17 protein-coding genes and 1 tRNA gene are annotated in these 18,559 nt (G+C 60.2%); 9 read left to right on the top strand and 9 right to left on the bottom strand.

From position 1 onward, the window contains the following. Positions 1 to 361 precede the first annotated feature (361 nt). Positions 362 to 1,468: a hypothetical protein gene (locus AB3L03_RS20110; RefSeq protein ID WP_368506929.1), complete on the bottom strand. Its 1,107-nt coding sequence runs from the start codon at positions 1,466 to 1,468 to the stop codon at positions 362 to 364. 263 nt (positions 1,469 to 1,731) lie between these two features. Between AB3L03_RS20110 and AB3L03_RS20105 the strand changes: the two genes are divergently transcribed. Beyond that, positions 1,732 to 2,217, top strand: coding sequence for a hypothetical protein (locus AB3L03_RS20105; protein ID WP_368506928.1), 486 nt, complete (start codon positions 1,732 to 1,734; stop codon positions 2,215 to 2,217). 536 nt (positions 2,218 to 2,753) lie between these two features. Here AB3L03_RS20105 and AB3L03_RS20100 read toward each other — a convergent pair. Continuing rightward, the gene (locus tag AB3L03_RS20100; protein WP_368506927.1) at positions 2,754 to 3,254 is read right to left on the bottom strand and encodes a type II toxin-antitoxin system VapC family toxin; all 501 of its coding nucleotides are present in this window, start codon (positions 3,252 to 3,254) and stop codon (positions 2,754 to 2,756) included. Then, positions 3,255 to 4,004: a hypothetical protein gene (locus tag AB3L03_RS20095; protein WP_368506926.1), complete on the bottom strand. Its 750-nt coding sequence runs from the start codon at positions 4,002 to 4,004 to the stop codon at positions 3,255 to 3,257. A gap of 514 nt (positions 4,005 to 4,518) precedes the next feature. On the opposite strand from AB3L03_RS20095, the gene AB3L03_RS20090 reads away from it, so the two are divergent. The 4 genes from AB3L03_RS20090 (at position 4,519) to AB3L03_RS20075 (ending at position 8,375) form a co-directional block, all read left to right on the top strand. Then, positions 4,519 to 5,058, top strand: coding sequence for a hypothetical protein (locus AB3L03_RS20090; protein WP_368506925.1), 540 nt, complete (start codon positions 4,519 to 4,521; stop codon positions 5,056 to 5,058). Positions 5,059 to 5,163: 105 nt separating this feature from the next. Beyond that, on the top strand, positions 5,164 to 5,928 hold the full coding sequence (locus AB3L03_RS20085; protein WP_368506924.1) for a hypothetical protein: 765 nt from the start codon (positions 5,164 to 5,166) through the stop codon (positions 5,926 to 5,928). 339 nt (positions 5,929 to 6,267) lie between these two features. Continuing rightward, positions 6,268 to 6,582 (top strand): hypothetical protein, encoded by a 315-nt coding sequence (locus AB3L03_RS20080; RefSeq protein ID WP_368506923.1) that lies wholly within the window; start codon positions 6,268 to 6,270, stop codon positions 6,580 to 6,582. 593 nt (positions 6,583 to 7,175) lie between these two features. Then, positions 7,176 to 8,375, top strand: a complete 1,200-nt coding sequence (locus AB3L03_RS20075) for a DNA methyltransferase (protein ID WP_368506922.1) — start codon at positions 7,176 to 7,178, stop codon at positions 8,373 to 8,375. Here the strand turns inward: AB3L03_RS20075 and AB3L03_RS20070 are convergent, their stop codons facing one another. The 3 genes from AB3L03_RS20070 to AB3L03_RS20060 are packed head-to-tail and all read right to left on the bottom strand — an operon-like array spanning position 8,376 to position 11,825. Then, the gene (locus AB3L03_RS20070) at positions 8,376 to 10,202 is read right to left on the bottom strand and encodes a hypothetical protein (RefSeq protein ID WP_368506921.1); all 1,827 of its coding nucleotides are present in this window, start codon (positions 10,200 to 10,202) and stop codon (positions 8,376 to 8,378) included. A gap of 11 nt (positions 10,203 to 10,213) precedes the next feature. Then, positions 10,214 to 11,272, bottom strand: coding sequence for a hypothetical protein (locus AB3L03_RS20065; protein WP_368506920.1), 1,059 nt, complete (start codon positions 11,270 to 11,272; stop codon positions 10,214 to 10,216). Between the two features lie 10 nt (positions 11,273 to 11,282). Further along, a complete protein-coding gene (locus AB3L03_RS20060) occupies positions 11,283 to 11,825 on the bottom strand; it encodes a hypothetical protein (RefSeq protein ID WP_368506919.1) in 543 nt (180 codons plus the stop codon). A gap of 21 nt (positions 11,826 to 11,846) precedes the next feature. Here AB3L03_RS20060 and AB3L03_RS20055 point away from each other — a divergent pair, with 21 nt between their 5' ends. Beyond that, complete coding sequence (locus AB3L03_RS20055; RefSeq protein ID WP_368506918.1) at positions 11,847 to 12,431, top strand: hypothetical protein; 585 nt, start codon at positions 11,847 to 11,849, stop codon at positions 12,429 to 12,431. Between the two features lie 37 nt (positions 12,432 to 12,468). On the opposite strand, the gene AB3L03_RS20050 is transcribed toward AB3L03_RS20055, so the two are convergent. The 3 genes from AB3L03_RS20050 to AB3L03_RS20040 form a co-directional block, all read right to left on the bottom strand. Next, entirely contained in the window at positions 12,469 to 13,206 is a 738-nt protein-coding gene (locus AB3L03_RS20050; protein WP_368506917.1) for a hypothetical protein, read from the bottom strand. Positions 13,207 to 13,991: 785 nt separating this feature from the next. Beyond that, positions 13,992 to 14,069 (bottom strand) — tRNA-Arg (locus tag AB3L03_RS20045). A gap of 163 nt (positions 14,070 to 14,232) precedes the next feature. Beyond that, a complete protein-coding gene (locus AB3L03_RS20040; RefSeq protein ID WP_204512749.1) occupies positions 14,233 to 15,732 on the bottom strand; it encodes an ATP-binding protein in 1,500 nt (499 codons plus the stop codon). 382 nt (positions 15,733 to 16,114) lie between these two features. Here AB3L03_RS20040 and rpmH point away from each other — a divergent pair, with 382 nt between their 5' ends. The 3 genes from rpmH to yidC are packed head-to-tail and all read left to right on the top strand — an operon-like array spanning position 16,115 to position 18,544. After that, positions 16,115 to 16,249 carry a 50S ribosomal protein L34 gene (gene rpmH, locus AB3L03_RS20035; RefSeq protein WP_008542748.1) on the top strand — a complete coding sequence of 45 codons (135 nt, stop codon included), beginning with the start codon at positions 16,115 to 16,117 and terminating at the stop codon, positions 16,247 to 16,249. Between the two features lie 26 nt (positions 16,250 to 16,275). After that, positions 16,276 to 16,689, top strand: coding sequence for a ribonuclease P protein component (gene rnpA, locus AB3L03_RS20030; protein WP_204512750.1), 414 nt, complete (start codon positions 16,276 to 16,278; stop codon positions 16,687 to 16,689). A 13-nt stretch (positions 16,690 to 16,702) separates the two neighbouring features. After that, on the top strand, positions 16,703 to 18,544 hold the full coding sequence (gene yidC / locus AB3L03_RS20025) for a membrane protein insertase YidC (RefSeq protein WP_368506916.1): 1,842 nt from the start codon (positions 16,703 to 16,705) through the stop codon (positions 18,542 to 18,544). Positions 18,545 to 18,559: the final 15 nt, after the last annotated feature.

Below are 18,559 nucleotides of genomic sequence, written 5' to 3'. Positions count from 1 at the left end.
GAGGCAGCGGGGCTCGATCCCTCAGGATACTGAGGGCGTTCGCTCCGAGCGGGATTAGCCACCAGCGCCTCCCAGGCTGGCGTCCCGACTTGGAAAATTCGGGCACAGACCCGCCACGCCTCGGACGCTATGTTAGGGCGTTACGTCAGAGACGGAGCGCTATTCACAAACAATGCGGCTGGCACGCTCTTGTGATCCTGAGAAGTACCGTGTCATCACCCGGTCACGCGCCAATCGCGCGCCGAGACCTCCACGGTGCCTGGAGGCTTCTTGACGATAGTGCTTCCCGAATTCTCGCCAATAGAAGGCGCGGCCATACCAACAATCATTGTCGCCAAGGCAATAGCGGTAAGTAGTCGCCTCATTTTCCTTCTCCAATTTTGAGAACAGTCAGATAGGGGGCGTCGGCCTTTACTCCGTCAATCATCAGCCGAATACGGCCCATAACTGACTTGTGCTTGGGGCGAGGTTCGTCCAGCTCACGCCGCAGCTTTGGTGGAATATCAAGCTCTCGATGTGTGATCATGGCCGCGATACCCGGCCCGACCGTGCGGTCATTGAGCAGAGGAGCGAGCCCATCAACCTTCTCTGTTAGAAGAGCCGGAAACGCCTTTAGCAGCGCAACGCCATACTCCGCTGCTCGCCTCCAATCTCCCGCATGAGTAGCGAGGTTGAAAGCGCCGTTCGAGTGAGCCACGTCGGAGGTTTCGGCGAGTTCTTCATGCAACCACATCAGCTCCTCTGCCCGGCCGGAGCGGTATGCCTTGGCGTAAACTTCTGCGCGCACGGCGTCGTCTTTAGTTAGGGAGCCTTGCCAGCCGGTATAGTCCGACAACAAGCGAATGCGCAGCATTCGATACCCTTGCTCCTGTGCTGTCGCGCTCCCGTGTTCAAACAATCCAGGCGGCGCCTTTAAGTTGGCGGCCAGGATGCCAGCTACAGCCTCCATCACTTTGATGCCGCGCTCATGGGCAGCTCGCGGATCTACTTGCACCGGATTTGCTGGATCGCGTTGATGCTTGCTGTCGAGTAGCAGCTTACAATAGTAATACAGAGGCACTTCGGCGAGACGTCCAGCAAGAAGACGCGCCGCATCGTGCCTATCCACGTCGAGAGCAACTTGCGCCCAATGTCCATATGCGGCTGGCACCACAAATCGCAAGAACTGCGGATCTGAGCCACCTCTGTCCACGATGGCTCGCATTCCATCGAATTGAGCTTGGTAGCTGCGAGAGCCCGGTTCGGCAACAATCTCCCTGAATGTATTCTCGAAGTGCTCCAGCTTTTCTGGGTCCTTCACCTCGTGCAGCCCCTTCTTCACATAGTAGCCAGTCGTCCGACAGAACCCACATCTCGCCCGCGCCGCAGCTTCGGGATTTAAGATTGCATCGCCGTCCGAAGAGGAACGAGTTCTTTCGAAGTGCCTCACTATGAGCTTGAATTTCTGCCTTTGGGACAGCAAGGCCATGAAGCGCTCCCGCGAGAAGTCACGCTCCAGAGAAGGTGGGCCTGACATTGTTCAGGCGCAATAGAAGCTAGTGAACAGCGTCCTATTCAGCGATCGCTTCTATGAACGCCCGTTCATGCAGTGGGAACGGCGTGAGCGGACGTAAACCGAAAGCACGTTGAGGCTGAACTTCGACCACGATTTCTGAGGAGAGCCCGGCGGGCCGACGACGCCTCGTCGTCAGCTAGACCGCCGGCGAACTCTAACAGGAAGGTGGCAACCACATGTCCAAAATCAATTCAATGATCAAGAACAGCCTCCCGAAATACCTGCGGTCAGCGGCCTGCGTAGGCAGCCTTTTTGCCATGAGCGCGTCTGCCGACGCGGGCACAATCGTGGACAGAAAGATCGCGCAGTTCGGGCTCGAACCCCGTTTGACGTGCGGCAAGTGGGTGTATCCTCGGCCCGGGGCCAAAGTATGCATCGGCACGGGACACACGGAGTTCCTGCAGCACGATTTCCGGCTGGTAATCGATGGGCCTGAACCTGACGCCGCGGTGCGGAAAGTTCTGGAAGAGGCCGTCACCGCTGCTGTCACTGCGGCTCTGGGCACTGGCATTGCCACACCCACCCCCGATCCGGCGTCCCACGTCGCAGCGGCCCTGGTCGCGGCTAAAGCGGCATTTGTCAGCTATCTTGCGGCCCGCGGCATGGAACGGCTCCTGAGCCAATATGACATTCGCATCGATCATCGGACCTTCTGGTCCTGAACCCACCCCGCCCTCTGCAAGAGGGTAAGCGCCGCCTAATAAAACCGGGCTCAGATCGCTGGCAAACCCCGTCGATGTTCCGGCGGGGTTCTGCTTTTAAGAGGCATTGAGCGATTTTCACGCGGGTGCGGGTTGCCGCGCGAGTGCTCGGGCCAATTTCTTGGTGTCCGGGCGGCGGCGATAAGGTTGGGTGCCAGCAAACGGACCCCGGCAGCGCGCGTAGCTGTAGCGGCATCAATGGCAGACGCCGGGTGAAATTCGGCTTCAAAGTACGTTGTCGGGCACAATCAACGATTGCCGCTGTCCGCCGAGCAGTAGCTGTCGGCTGGCGTCGGTCCTTTTGGATATTCTGGTCACTCCCTCCGGGCGGCACTTACTCCCAGCGCATCACAGATGGGGGATGCCAACTTGGAAGATTTGGGCGCAGACACGCCACACGTCTGACGCGATGCTGGCAGGGTACATCCGGGACGGCGAGCTTTTCGTCGGTATGCGGCGTGGGCCCTGCTACGAGCGCGAGAACCGCGTTCGGCCGACTACAATTTATCGAACAGATCGGGGGTTTTTTCCGGCGGCTCGGGCAAATCTCCAAGTCGGATAACTTCCAAACCCTCCGCTTTGCTATAGCGCCGAATATCGTCATCGTTCGAGTAAATGCAGTCCGCGCCCTCGACCCTCGCGATGGCAATAATTTGCCGGTCGAATTTGAGCTTCGCCCAGCTCTCGGCGCCTTCCCTCTTATCGTTGTTGCGCGACGCCCGCCGATGCCGTTCTGCCGCTTCCACCGCTGCGCGCGGGCCGAACGCCGCAATCCTAAAGCGCGGCGTCCTGTTCAGAATGTCCAAATATTGGGGTGCGGCATCGCCAGCCCCGATGAGTAGCTCGCTAAGGGCCGGTGTCGGGACAACGATGACGTCCCTCTGTTTATCGAGCATTTGGATGAGATGCAGGAGCTTCACATCGACCGCGCCAAAGCCTTTTACGCGAGGGTCCAGCAAGGGGATGAGGAACGATGTATCAAAGACCACGACCGCCATCTAGTGGCGGTCCTTATCGTCGCGACGCAGGCCGAGAATATCGGTCAGCGCGTCATCACTCTGGTGCCATGTACTGCCCTCGACAGCGCGAAGCTGACCGACGACGTCACCCATTGGGCTGTCCTCAAGAACCTCGAAATCATAGATGTCGAACTGCTCCAGCTCCCAGGTGCCGTTTTCGTCTCGCATCCATTTGCCGCTACCTTGCACACGCACTATGCCGTTGAGGTAATACGGTGCGAGCCGTCGCGCGACGTCTTCGCCGCGCACGTTGCAATGATATTCAGCGTCCCCGTCTTTGAGCCAAACCGGTATAGTTTCGTCACGACCGCCGATGCGAATGATCCGACCATCAAGGGTGCCGACTTCCCGGAACGGTCCATAGCGCACCGGCTTTGGCCGCGCGCGACCGGGAAATTCGATGACCTTGCTCTGGCTCGGCGAAATGAGCACGGCAACGGCGCCGTCCTTTGCGAGCAGGTTATCGATGTTCTTGTACGCCTGCATCGCATCTTTGGGGCCATCCCCGCGACTGACCCGCGTCACGCGCTCCTCCACCTTCGGAAAGGCGACCGGCTCGATGTTCGACACCAGCACGGCACTGCCCGGTTCAAGGTGTGAGAAATGCACGCGCTCGCGCTCGCCCAATAGGCTGGCCAGCTCGGCCATGTACTCCGCCAGGCGGGCCATAGGCAGGCTATCGACGCTGAAAACGTCGATTTTCAAGCGATATTGCTCGTGCTCCGTCACGTCCGTCGTTCCTCCAATGTTCCAAACATAACACCACGCAAGGCAAATGGTATGTGGAGCTGGTCAATTTTTTCCTCACAAGGCCATACAAGCCGGTTCGACGCCAAGCCTGTGGCCAAGCCGTTGGGCAGCTAGCACGCACGCGAGTGTGCGTTGGTTGGAAACGTATTTTCCCCCGTCGGGGAAGGCCCCAAAGGTGAGGCTTGTGCCGACCCAGACTAGTGCCGACTGCGTTGGTCCTGACCAAGCTGACATGATCCCCGACCTGTTCAAGGGGGGGTGTGCTCGCGGACGATGATGTCTGGGGGCGCGTGTCGGCCTTCAGGGCGCCGCGCACCCTCCAAGAGCATTAACTCAGCACCCGGGCGGTAAATTAATTAAATCGCAAAAATAATCGCTTCGGTGTTAAATAATAATCCTGTGGGTGTTATAAAGAGAGCGTTTTAAAGCCCCGCAGCGCGGGACGTGCCATCTTTAGTCGTGAGGTTGCCGTTAGGGCGAGGGGGGATTTTCGATGAACATCATGCAGTTGAGCGCCTGCGCTGCCGCAATCGTGGCAGCGGCAGCATCGTTTCCCGCGTCTGCGCAAGATGTGGACCAGGCTACTCGAAGCCGAGACGTGATAAGCCAGCCTATCCTTCCTGCTCCGGAAAAGGGCAAGGGCGACATTATCGTGAAGTTCGGTGACGCGACCCGCATCTACTTCAAGAAGCCGATTAAGCGGATCAAGATCGATGACGAGTTTTTGGTCAAGGCCGCCCCTCAGACCGATCATGTCGTAGAGTTCAGCGGCCTCTCTCCCGGACGCTCAGCAATCACTGTCGAGGACGCGGATGGAAAGAGTTCTTCGTGGGATATCGATGTCCTGGTCGTGAGTGAGCCTCACGCAGTGAAGGTCTATCAAGCGGAGCACATCAACAGACAAACGGGCGAACGCCGTTCAGACAGCAGCTCAGATATTGGCGGTTACGTCACGCTCAGTTGTAATGAAATCGGATGTCGCGAGCTAGAGCCCGAGATACAGGCGAGATTTCCGGCGGGCACTCCACGCTAATGCTACCACCTGTGCTCCCCATTTCGGTGGATGCTCGGGGATCATTCTTTACTCACGGTGGCCTAGAGCTAATATCTCTATTATTTCAATTAGCGGTGTTAGCCAATGTATCGCATTGCTTTCATCCTAGGGCTTCTGGTCACCCCAGCTCTCGCTGAGGCGATCACGCACGACGAGGCTGTCAAGCTGGGTTCTCTCGGCGAGAAGGCCAAGAGCGATATTCAAAAGCACCTCGAAAGCAAGAACCTGAAAGTTAACCTGATAGAATTGATTTGGTCCTGTAGTTTCCAAAACGTTGTCTGCACGGCGAGCGCCAAACTCAAGTTCACTGGCCACGCCCTTGTCGTGTCGCCCGGGGGTAACACCCAGGTAGCGGAGTGCGAGGCGACCGCAACCCCGGAAGAGACTGACGCTGCTTCGTCCTGTCGGGTGTTCGCTCAAAATCTTAAATTCAACGAGCGCGAATGCGCGGTGGCGGCGCAGTATTTCAATATTTGCGCGAAGAGCCTCGATGAGAATGACGGCGAGTGCATCCCCGCCGACGTGAGCCATAAATGGTTACGCTGGGGCGACAACAGCACGCTCGCGATCGAGCTGCGACATCATCTGCCGTACTCTCGATTGACGTCGGACCAGGGCACATTCGACATTATGTGCAAGAATGTGTGCTACGAAAAGATGACCGCTCAGATGGCGCTGAAGAAGTTCTGCCGCCGCCCCGCGCCCGCAGGCTACGATGAGATCGTGATCCAGGAGGCGGAGGCCGCGATGCTGCGGCATTATTCGCGGGGAGAAATCAGTGCTGCTGATGCCCTCCGGTTGGCAGCGCCGGTCGCGAGGGTACTGAAGCCAGTTCGGACCAAGCCGTAGCCCGGCCCCGGTCCCTCAACCTGACGGAGGGTGGGATGAAATGCGCCATTCTGGCCCTGGGGCTGCTGATCAGCCCGGCCCAAGCAGCGAAATACGACACAGCCACCTGTGACCGGATTGTACATCTTTGACGCCTGCTCGGTGTCCGAAAAGCTGCCGCAGTGCTATATGGTACATCGCGCTGGGGCGGGCGAGAGTAAGGACCTAATCACGTTCTCGGACGCACACCCAGAGCTGGACCTAGGCCGCTGTGTGATCAGGTCTGCCACGGCAAGAGCACCGTGTTGAAAGCGACCAGAAACTTCTGCCCCCACTACCGGCCCGAGCCGTGAGTTGCCCATGTATCGTGTTGTGATAGCCCTGGTGCTGCTCATCACCCCGGCCGCTGCCGAGACCTACACCGCGCGGGAGTGCGAGACCATCGGCATGCTGTTCGCCAACTGTGCAATTAGGCCATCGTGCGAGGACGTCCGTAGCGGCTACGAGGCACGGCGCCTGAGGGAGATCATGGATAACCACGAGAGCTGGATCAAGGAAACTGAGCTGGAGCCGGGGCAGCGCCCCTTCAATCAGCTCTGCCAGCAGGTCTGCGATGGCAAGATGACGGCCGCCAGCGCCTCCCGGAAATACTGCCCGGCCCGGCCCAGGTCGTAGCCCAACCCGGCTTCATCTCTCCCACGCGCGATGTAGGTAATGTGTCCTCGGGGGAGACGAAGGTGGGTTTGCCTCCTTGCAGCGCATCTCCAGGACCATGCTTGAGCGAGGTAGGCACAACTGCATATCTCTGCCAGTCGAAGCCACGGCCCGCCAGTTCGCGTTTTCTTGAGCCATCCACACCTACACCCCTCCAAGAAATGAGGCGCCTTGGACGAACTCGCCTCGGTGTAGGCGTCGTCTGAGGGCCCCCCGGCTATCCTCCCGCGACTTGCGTCTACTAGGCTGAACGAACCCTGCGGATGCGGCGAATGCCTCGCCGGCCGAGAACCGTCGAGGCGACAGGGCTCGATCCATCTGGATACCTAGTGCTTCGCTGCGGCGGGATTAGCGACTAGCGCACATCACAGGTTGGGGCTGCCGCCGGCGACTGGTCCTCGATCGCGCCAACTCGTTGTACCCACATCTTTTTGCCTTCAATGGCCGGAAGTTTCGCTTTTGGCCTACTCATCGCCTTCCTTCGGGAGTCTCTTTGCCCTATGGCGATTCGCAGGTAAGGCGACGTTAACCAAACTTGATATTTATGGTTACCGATGTATGACCACCGGGACGATCTGGGGCTTTCCGACGAGGCGCAAGCCGTGCTGGTCGCGGCTGCGCGCGACCCCTCGCCCGTCCGTGGTCTGACACACGGCTATTACAAATATCCCGCCCGCTTCTCGCCAACGTTCGCGAGCGCGGCCATCAAGGCGTTCACGAAGCCCGGCGATCTTGTGCTCGATCCTCATGTCGGCGGTGGCACCACGCTCGTGGAGGCGCTGGCCTCCGGCCGTGAATCCGTAGGTGTGGACATCAGCTCGTTGGCCGAGTTCATCGCGAGCGCCAAATGCATGGTCTACTCGGAGGCCGAACTCGAAACATTGGAGCAATGGGCCGGCAAAGTTGCGTCCTTAGTTGACATTCATCGACCTTCCACACCAATCAGCGATTACCAAGAGCTCGGGTACTACAAGCACCTCGACAATAGGTCACGCTGGCGGCTGCGCAAGGCGATTGAGCAGTCGGTTGCCGCAGCAGTCATGCTCGGTACGCCGCGCCTTGAGGCATTCGGCCGGTGTGTGGTTCTGCGCAGCGCGCAGTGGGCGCTCGACGGGCGCAGTAAGCGCGCGACCATCAATGACTTCCGGCAGACCCTCCAGGAGACCGCTAAAGATATGGTCGTTGGCGCGCGCGAACTCCGTCGGTCGGTGAAAGCGCACGGCCGGCAGCCGGTCACGATTTTTCGACGCAGCGCGATCGGTATCCACCAAGAGGCCTCGTTGACTGCGATGCGCGCACCTCGGCTGGTGGTAACATCTCCACCGTATCCCGGAGTGCACGTTCTCTATCACCGCTGGCAGGTGGACGGCCGCAAGGAAGCGCCGCTGCCGTTCATGATAGCCAACAAGCTCGATGGCGCGGGGTCGAGTTACTACACGATGGGTGACCGGAAATATCCCGGCCTTCAAACTTACTTCGAGAACATCAAAGGCTCGATGTCGTCCGTCGCCGCGCTCGCGGACAAGAACACGGCCGTGGTGCAGATGGTGGCGTTCTCGTCGCCGGACTGGCAACTCCCGCGCTACCTCGAAGCCATGGAAGAAGCCGGTCTGACCGAATTTCGTCTGCCGATACTTGAGGGAGAAGCTGACGGACGGCTGTGGCGCAGCGTCCCCGGCCGCCGGTGGTACAGCGCTCAGCGCGGCACGACACCGGGCAGCCAGGAAGTCGTCCTATTCCATCACCGCCGCTAACTACTTCTCGGCGACATCCATCAGCTTGATCATGGTGAGCGCGACGCGCCGAACCTCGGCACGCCGAGCTGCGTCAGCGGCATCCACGTCGTCGTCTTTCTTCCCGATGGTCGCCTGATACATCTGGTACAGGTGGAAGGCGATGTGCGACGTGTACTTCGTGAGCTTGCGTTCAACGTCCTTTTCCATGTTGCGCTTCGCCAGCGCCTGACGAAACTCACGCAGCGCCACCATGTCCTGATTGATGATAAGGATGAGCGGTGCGCGCTCGGTGGGCTTGAGGAACGCTCCCGCATCTTCGTCGGTCCACTCGTCGGAGTTCCAGCATGGCTGGTCGTACTCGTCGCGCGTGATCGTCTTCAGCTCGTAGGGCGGGCGCCGCATTGAGCCCGTCTTGAACTCGCTATCTACCAACCGCGGCGCTTTCTCCTCCTTGACCGCAGGCTCCGGTGGATCGACAACATCAGCGTCGAATGACGTCACGAGCTGACGGCCCTTTGGACCCGTCGCTAACACCTCGAACGTGAGCCGCTGCCCTGTCTGCCACTCGGGGAGCGGGGACACCAGCATGGTGAAGCGGCCTGCGGAGGGGTCCGAAAAATGGATGTCGGGCTGAGTGCCGCTCAGCAGCTTGGCTGAAAACTTCCACGACGCATCATCGCCAGTGATCAGGCGATCTTTGCCGTCCCACCGCATACGTACATGCGTCCCAGTGTCGCCGCGGCGGACCTGCACTGGCTGGCGCGACGTGACCTTCAGCTTGATAGGATCATCCGAGAGCTTCGGGTCTGGCTTGTCCGCATCGGGTTTGACCAGAACGGAAAGTTCGAGCCGGCGCGACTCCTTGATGCCATTGAAGCGCGCGGTGACTTTAATGTTGGCCCGCACCGGGTATTCGTCTTTGTCGAAGTCCTGGGGCTCATTGAACAGAAGCGTCAGCTTGCCCTGGTCCTCTAGGCGTTCATGCTTCACGTTGAGTTCCAGAACCTTGGAGTCGCCCTCCACGGTGAATTGCTGGATCGCGGCCCAATGCCCGGATGGGATGGATTTGATGGCGATCTCACGCGACACGTTCGGCCGCAAGCGGATAATCGACGCAGCAGGTTGAGACGTCAGCACTGGATAGTCCGACGCCTGGCCAACATCGGGCGGCAACAGCGTGACGACGCCGCCCTTCACGACGGTCTTGAAGCCGAGTTCGTCGCCGCCGTGCGTGTCACCGGCTGAACCTATGCCTTCAACGAAGGAATGCCCCTTGTCGTGGTGCGACTCGATGAGCTGATCGAGCGTCTGCTTGACCTTCTCGTCGCCCGCTGACAATTCCGAAACTGCCTCTTCCGCCTCCTGTTCCAGGCGTATCAAATCGGGGTCGCCCTTCAAGGTCGCCACGACGCGCTTGGTGACGGCTTCCCGCACAGCGCCGCGATAGAACCCCTGGCGCGACCCCTGCATCAGGCGACCGATCGCTTCCTGCGCGAGTCCGTCAACGTCGATCATGATCATCATGCGCGAACGCAGATAGCGGAAGCCCAGTTCCTGCACAATGAAGGTGTTGTCGTCGAACTCCTGCCGCTGACCGTTCACCAAGAAAACCACGCAACGCTTGCCCCGGCTCGCCTCCAGATAGCTGCTGATCGGCGTCGCGCCTTGGCTCTCCAGCATGAACTCTTCGCCTGCCTCGAGATCGAGCGGGAGCGCCGCCTGCTTCTCGGCGCCTTTCTTGTCCTTCGGCGGCAACACGAACACGCGGATGGAAATAGTGCCTAGGTCTTGGACCGGAAGATCATCAAACAGAAGCGGCTCGGCCTGCAGTGCTGATTCAGACATTGCGATTTTCCTCACACCACCGGCAGCTGCGTGAACGACTTATCGAGCGCTGCCGGACCAAACCGGCGCACGCGCAGGGCAAGGCGCTGAGCGGTACCCTTCATCGGGTCCGCCGTGTCCTTCAGCGCGTACAGTTCGTACGGCATCACCGGGTTGAACAGCACATGGTTGAGTGACTGATACATCAACCTGGCAATCGACGACTCCGAAGCGCCGAAGTCATAGGCGATGTGGCAGAAGTGCGCGCCCTGGCCGAACTTCTCGGCATGGGCCTCCGCGATGGTTGGTACTCCGCCGTCCTCCGCTGCAGCGAGGTACGCAAAATACGGATCACGCCGGCCCTTTGGCTGGATTTCCCTCACAATGGACCAGCCGACGCCGGCACCTTCGCCCTGCTTGCGGATGTCGTTGGCACGACGCGAGATCACAACGGAATACTTGGCGATCGAGAAGGCGGAGGAGCCGCCCTGGCCAAACACGCCAATCAGATAGGGCTTGTCAGCTTTTTCGGTGCGGCCGAGCGAAAGGAGCGTGCGGTGCACGTTCTCTGGTGTCTGGCCCATCCCGTGATCGCGCACGGTGACGGCGAACTGCTTGGACTTCTTCTCGAAGTCCAGCTTGATTGAGAGGTCCTTGCGCACCTTGTCGGCAAGCGCGGACTTTGCCTTGCGCTCGTCATCGTCAAGGCGCTCGATCTGGTCGAGCCGCGGGAAGCCGAAGTAGCGGAGGACCGCTTCGCGCGGGGTCGCCGGCATAACCGCAGCGCGATTCTTCGCGAGCTCGCGCAGCCGGGCGAGTTCGATCAGCGCCTCCATGCCATTGACCAGGCGCTCGGCGAGAGGGTTCATCGGCTCTCCGGCCAGCTTGATGCGCCCGCCATTGCCCCGGTCGCGGCCCACGGGCACCCAGTGCAGGTTACCGGGCTGCCATCTGCCGGCTCGTTCAGTGTCGGAGAGCCACTGGTATTGCTCGGGCGGCACGATGGGCAGACCGGCCATGATGGCCTCCACCTGCCCGGTCGAACGGGCGCTCGACAGTCGGGTCAAAAGGTCAGGGGCATTCAACGGCATTCCAACTTCCTCACAGGCTGAAATCGACGGAATCCTTCGTACCGGACTGCATCATCCGGGCTTTGAGCGCATCAATCTCACGTTGGAGCGCCCCTGCGATCTTCTTAACGTCGGCCTCGGTGTACTCGTAGGCCGACCGGTTACCCAATTTAGCGATTACGCGAATGGCCTTGATCGCATTACGGGTTCGATTCTCAGCCAATTCAACGAATTTCTTGCGCTTTTCAGGGCTCCCTTTAACCTTTTCGGCCGATTTTTCTAGCATGAGCGCCTCCGTACAGCTTGAAATTCCGACAATAAAATCCAACAATATTTCCCCTAAATTATCCAAATACAGAGTCCAGGAGAATCTTGGCAAATTGGCATAATTCGACTTGAATTCGACCGATAGCGGCTTGGCCTGCTCGATGGGGTCCCGGGCACCGGCGTACGGCTTGCTTCCGAGGGCACGAAAAAAGATACTGACAGCGGTAGCTTTGATGATCTGGCGGACACTGTGTCCGCGGCGGATAGGCCGCAGGGGCTCGGAACGTGCGGGTGCCTTACGCTCCAACAACCTTCATGGACTGGGCAGATGACCAGCGACCAACACGCCAAGGGTAGCTTCGCGCTCGTGGGCGAATTCCTTCATCGCTGGTCACAAATGGAGCAAACGCTCCATCTCTGCGTCTCCGCGGGAACGAAGCTCGACGCTCTAATGAATACTGTCGTTTGCGCCAACTTGACCATTCGAGAGAAGTTGAACATCGTCCGAACATTGGTGGACATTTCGAGCATAGAGGACGCCCTGAAGGCCGATTTTAAAAAATTGCTCAGAGATATTGGCGACTACTCGACGGTAAGAAACATGCTTGTCCACGACCCTTTCATGATCGGCGAAGACGCTCCCGCCGTTTATTTCATGACCGTTAAGGCGAAAGGGTCGTTCGACACCCCCGGCGTCCTTTTTGATGAAGCGAGCTTTCGCGCCGAGTACCGGAAGATCAAGCAATTCACGTCAGGCCTAGAGCAGGTGGCAGTATGGCTCGAAAACTCCTCCTTCAGCCCCGATCGGCTCGACATTCCTATGCGAATCGTGAATTCACCAGCGCGTCCAAATCCCCGTGCCCGCCAGCCTAGTTCTGATCCAAACAATCCGAAATCTGAGCGCGACGCTTAGATTGAGAATACTAGGCCCTGTCTTGCACAAATGAGGCTTACGTCCACCCCGTCCGGTGCAAAGTCGCAGCTCGCGCGGTGGGATGCTTAGGCTGGAACTGCTCAGCGCCGTGTATAAAAGCGCCCTTCCAGTCTAACCAGCAGGACGGCGGGTCGGGGCAGATAGCCCGAGCTTTCGGCCACCTAGGGACAACAAGGCGAAATGCCTCATCGACCAGACTCTGCACCAAATCAGCCATGAGGCCTTCGGTACCTCGGATGGGGCGCTCGCAAACGAAAATTTTCGCCAGCGAGGACCCGAGCGAGTGCATCAAGAATTCCGCGCCGACAGAGCGACGACCAATATCCACTTCTACGCGGCTTGATTGATCAAACCGCACTTTGACGATGCGTGCATGAAGGTGCGTCGGCAGAAGTCTCAGCAGCTCCCTCATAGAGGAGATGAGACGTGCTTCGGCGCCCAAGCCGCACGCGGGATCGTACCAATAGTTCGCCCTATAGCCGCACCTGGAATTGAAGAATGCGTCAAAGACATCGCAGTTGACCGGAAACTGCAGTATCGCCCGGACACCGGGGACCTCATGAGTCAGGTGGTCTACAGCAAGACGCCATTTTTCTTCAGCAATTGCCGCGGCCAATGACGCGCGTACCCCCTCGAATACATCGTCAGCGCTGGAGGCCCGCTCCAGGCGGTCCGCGCGAACAGGATCGTGCTCGCGGATAGCTGCGAAGCTCCACTGATGGGTAGACGGCATCTCGAAGGGGCGGGTAACCAATGGCGCCTCATCCTTGCAAGAACGGCTAGAGCTGATGCGGGCAGCTCAGGATATATCCAAGTGATCCGATTGACGTTTTAGCGTACATCTCGGGGACGTGTTTAGTCACAGCGTGCATAATTGCATACGCCTGCCAATCGAAACTATGCCCCGTCAGTCCGCCGCCTTGTTTGCCATCCAACCCTACAGGACACCTGAAAATAAGGTGCCCAAGACGAAATCGTCTCGGTGTAGGCGTTGTTGAGAGGCTCAAACTCCAACGCTGGGTGGATTTTCCCTCGTGGCGCAGCCCAATCAGTCATCGCGCCGAGAGGATGATGAATTTGGAAGTTGATCCGAATGGCTGCCGGAAACCCGCTGCTCTGGCGGACGAAACTGGCGGAAATTTTGGAGACGGTTTTTTAGGCGTCGGCCTTTGTGCTCTGGCCAAAAGCCTCTGAACGCCTCGGTTTCGAGCCGCTTTTCGGCTGGAGGAAGCCCTATACCGCAGGGCCTGTTCGGCCGATTGGGCCACCTGATGACCTATTGATGCAGCGTTCGAGAGGCTGAATGCCGGGGAATCCGAGCTGCGGGCAAGGCTGAAAGCCGGTCAAAACGAGGCCGGCACCTGGCTGAAGCTGCTGACTGGGCTGGAAGCATGATCCGGCTCTGGTCGAGCGCCACACCGATTCGGCTTCATCAAGTACCTGCTGACGATCAGCGAGCGCGGTGGCGCCCGTTTGCTTACCAGGTGCTTACCGCGAACGTCTTACCGAGGTGCTCTGCGAGCTAAGTCATTGATAGACTGGCGCGCCCGGAACGATTCTGAACGTCCGACCCTCAGATTCGTAGTCTGATGCTCTATCCAGCTGAGCTACGGGCGCGTTTTTCGCTGACATTGCGGGCGTGGCCCGCAGGCAGCCCCCGGCGACGCCGGAGGGGTGCGAAAGAGCGCCCTGACTAACCGCTCTTGCCCCAATTGGCAAGGTCCGGATTGAGGTGATTTTGCTGGGAAATGACGGTTTCCGCACTCAGCCGCCGGCCGACCTACGCCCGCGCCCGCTCGTTGCGGACGGAGAGCAGTTCCACGGGGCGGTCGGGGATGACGATCCGGAAGGTGGCACCGATGGTGCCTTCGACCAGATGGATGTCGCCGCCATGGGCGCGGACCAGCTCGGCGGCGATGGCAAGGCCGAGGCCGCTGCCGCCGGGGCGGCCGGAGGTCTGGAACGCCTCGAACAGGTGTTCGCGAGTCTTCTGCGGCACGCCAGGGCCGGTATCGGAGACCTCGAGGATGGCGACCGCGCCCTCGCGTTTTCCCGTGATCCGGATCTGCTGCGCGCCGCCCTCGGCGGACGCATGGCTTTCCAGCGCCTGGGCGGCGTTGCGGACGAGGTTGAGCAGCACGCGGAAGAGCTGGTCGGGATCGGCATCGACCGCGAGCCCGCGCTCGATTGCGGCGACCCAGGAGATCGAGGCGTCGGAGGCAAGGCCAGCGGTCTCGCGCACCTCAAGCACCACCGGCTCGATCATGATCATGCGCCGGTCGGGCGCGGCTTCCTGGGCGCGGCCGTAAGACAAGGTCGACTGACAGAAGGCGATGGCGCGCTCGAGCGAGCGGACGAGTTTTGGCGCAAAGCGCTGCACCCGCGGATCCGGCACGCTGGCGAGCTGGTCCGACAGGAGTTGTGCCGAGGCCAGCAGATTGCGCAGGTCGTGATTGATCTTGGAGACGGCGAGGCCGAGGGCGGCGAGCCGGCTCTTCTGATGCAGCATCGACATCAGGTCGCGCTGCATGTCCGATAATTCGCGCTCAGCAACGCCGATCTCGTCGCTGCGATGGCTCGGCACGATGATCCCCGCTGAACTCTCGGGATTTTCGTGGAAGCCGACCAGGCTCGCGGTCAGCCGCCGCATCGGGCGCACGAAGAGATAATGCATGGCGAGATAGACGAGGCCGGCGGTCAGCACCGCGATGATCAGCGCGACCACCACGACGTTGCGGGAGAATCGATACATCGACTGCCGCAGCGGCAGCTCGTCGGTGACGATCTCCATGAACTGGGCGTTGCCGACGCCGGGCCCGACGATCCGGATGGCCTGGTTGCCGGTCTCCAGCATCATCCGGAACGAGCCGGTGATCGCCTCCCACGCCGTCATGTCGCGCAGGTCGATATCGTGCTCGATGGCGGCGGGCAGATTGTCGCTGGCGAGCAGGCGACGCTGCTGGCCCATCTTGATGGCGACGGCGCGCGCATTGATGCTTTTCAGGATCTCGCGCGAGAGCGAATCGGGGACCATGCCGAGCGGCGCCGCATCGAGCACCAGCGCTGCCGTGTTGGCCGCGGCGACGCGGTCGTTGAGCCGGTTGACCCAGAAGTTGGCGATGGCCGGCACGTAGAGCAGGATGGCCGCGATCATCACCAGGGGGACGGTGAGCAGCAGCAGCTTGCCGGACAGCCCAAGTCCGCGCGTCCCACGCGGCAGCCCCGCCGGCGGGTCCCGCTGATCCCCATCCTGGATCGGCTGGAGGTCTGTCGCTGCCACGAAATTCGCCCTCGCTGCCTTTACCGGGTTGAAGATTTGGCTGGTGAAGGGTTTGGCGCGTACGAAGATGCGGCCCGCCCCCAGCGCGGTCAAATTACAGATCGTCAATCTGCCAAGGTCGGATGTAAGCGCAGATTTGGCGAGTCGCTACCTCAAGGGTTAAAAACCCCGCACAAACAGCGATATTCGCCGGAATTGAGCTCTTGTGCGGCGTTGACGAAAAGAAGGCGCTCGCTTATAAGCCGCGCAATTGTCCGCGATGACCCGGTGTGACCGCCGGGAGCGGCTCTCTTGGGGCCGAAAAAGGCTCGTTTTGGGCAGCATCTTCCGGACTTTATCATCAATTCTACAGGCAAATTGCCCGGTCAGCGGAGAAAAACCCGTGAAGCGGACTTATCAACCCAGCAAACTGGTGCGCAAGCGCCGTCACGGCTTCCGTGCCCGTCTCGCCACGGCCGGCGGCCGAAAGGTGCTCGCCGCCCGCCGCGCTCGCGGCCGCAAGCGTCTGAGCGCCTGAGCCGGACCCCTTTTTGGGATTTCATCATGGATCGGCTGAGGCAGCGAGCGGATTTCCTCGCCGTTGCCAATGGCGCGCGGGTGAATAGCCCCGCGTTCGTCCTGCAAAGCCGCGGTCGCGACGATAGCGGCCCGATCCGGATCGGCTTCACCGTCAGCAAAAAGAACGGCAACGCCCCCGAGCGCAATCGCATCCGGCGCCGGCTTCGCGAACTGGTGAAGCGGCTCGATCCGGTGTCGATGCAGCCCCATCATGATTATGTGCTGGTCGGCCGAAGGGACGCGCTCTCGCGCGGCTTCGCCACCATGCTCGACGATCTGCGCATAGCGTTCGCGAAGCCCGCGCGGCATACGCACAAGGGACGCGGCTCAAAAAGCAGCCCAACAACCGACGGCTTAAAGCCCGGCCCCGCTCCTGCGACCAGCCGCAAACCGGATTGATGACGAGAGAATGATGACCGACAACCGCAATACCATCCTCGCCGTCATTCTGTCGGGCTTCGTGCTGATCGCCTGGCAATATTTCTACAACATGCCGGCGATGGAGAAGCAGCGCGCCCAGCAACAGGCGCAGCCCGAGCTGCAGAAGACCACGCCGCAGCCGACGGCTTCCGCGACGCCGGGCGCCACGCCGCAGGCCGGCAGCACGGCCCAGCCGTCGACGCCGAGCGCGAACCAGCAAGCCCAGCCGGTTCAAAGCCGTGACACCGCCATTGCTGCCAGCCCGCGCGTGAAGATCGAGACGCCGCGGATCGCCGGCAGCATCTCGCTGAAGGGCGGACGCATCGACGATGTCGCGCTGGTGCAATTCCGCGAAACGGTCGATCCGAAGTCACCGCCGATTATTCTGTATTCGCCCTCGGGGACCGCGGAGCCGTATTACGCCGAGTTCGGCTGGGTACCGGCGACGGGCGTGACGGCGAAACTGCCGGACGCGCAGACCGTCTGGCAGCAGGACGGCAGCGGCAGCCTGACGCCGACGACCCCGGTGCTGCTGAAATGGGACAATGGCGAGGGCCTCAACTTCCGTCGCACCATCTCGGTCGACGACCACTACCTCTTCACCGTCAAGGACGAGGTGAGCAATGTCGGCAACGCGCCGGTCACGCTCTATCCGTTCGCACTGATCTCGCGCCACGGCACGCCGCAGGTCTCCGGCTACTACATCCTGCATGAAGGCCTGATCGGCTATCTCGATGGCTTGCAGGAATACGCCTACAAGAAAATCGACGAAGCCAGGACGGTGAACTTCAAGGCCACCAATGGCTGGCTCGGCATGACGGACAAATACTGGGCCTCGGCGCTGCTGCCGGACACCAGTGCGCAGATTCAGGCGCGCTTCTCGTCGAACCCGAGTGGCAACGTCCACACCTACCAGACCGATTATCTGCTCGATCCCGTCACCGTCGCGATCGGCGGCTCCGCGACCGCGAACGCGCGGCTGTTCGCCGGCGCCAAGGAAGCCAGCGTTGTCGGCATCAATTTCCCGCTCGCCGGCCATGGCGGCTACAACAAGGAACTCGGCCTCAACCATTTCGATCTGTTGATCGACTGGGGCTGGTTCTACTTCATCACCAAGCCGATGTTCCTCGGCCTCGACTTCTTCTACCGCTTCTTCGGCAATTTCGGCATCTCGATCCTGCTCGTGACCGTGATCGTGAAGCTCCTGTTCTTCCCGCTGGCGAACAAGTCCTACGCCTCGATGGCGAAGATGAAGTCGGTCCAACCGCAGCTTCAGGCGCTGAAGGAGCGCTACCCTGACGACAAGGTGAAGCAGCAGCAGGAGATGATGGAGATCTACCGCAAGGAGAAGATCAATCCGGTCGCCGGCTGTCTTCCCGTGGTGATCCAGATCCCGGTGTTCTTCTCGCTGTACAAGGTGCTGTTCGTCACCATCGAGATGCGGCACGCGCCGTTCTTCGGCTGGATCAAGGATCTTTCCGCGCCGGACCCGACCAACCTGTTCACTCTGTTCGGATTGATCCCGTTCGATCCGACCACTATCCCGGTGTTCGGCCACTACCTGGCGCTCGGCATCTGGCCGATCATCATGGGCATCACGATGTGGTTCCAGATGAAGCTGAATCCGACGCCGCCGGATCCGACGCAGCAGATGATCTTCAACTGGATGCCGCTGATCTTCACCTTCATGCTGGCGGGCTTCCCGGCGGGCCTTGTGATCTACTGGGCCTGGAACAACACGCTCTCGGTGCTCCAGCAGAGCTACATCATGCGCCGCAACGGCGTGAAGGTGGAGCTGTTCGACAACATTCGAAACTCCTTCAAAAAAAACTGACGACTGAGGCGACGT

It is taken from the genome of Bradyrhizobium lupini (assembly GCF_040939785.1).
In the GTDB taxonomy this organism is placed as follows: Bacteria; Pseudomonadota; Alphaproteobacteria; order Rhizobiales; family Xanthobacteraceae; genus Bradyrhizobium; species Bradyrhizobium canariense_D.
The sequence above is the reverse complement of the archived record's forward strand: the minus strand, read 5'-3'. Positions and strand labels throughout refer to the sequence as shown.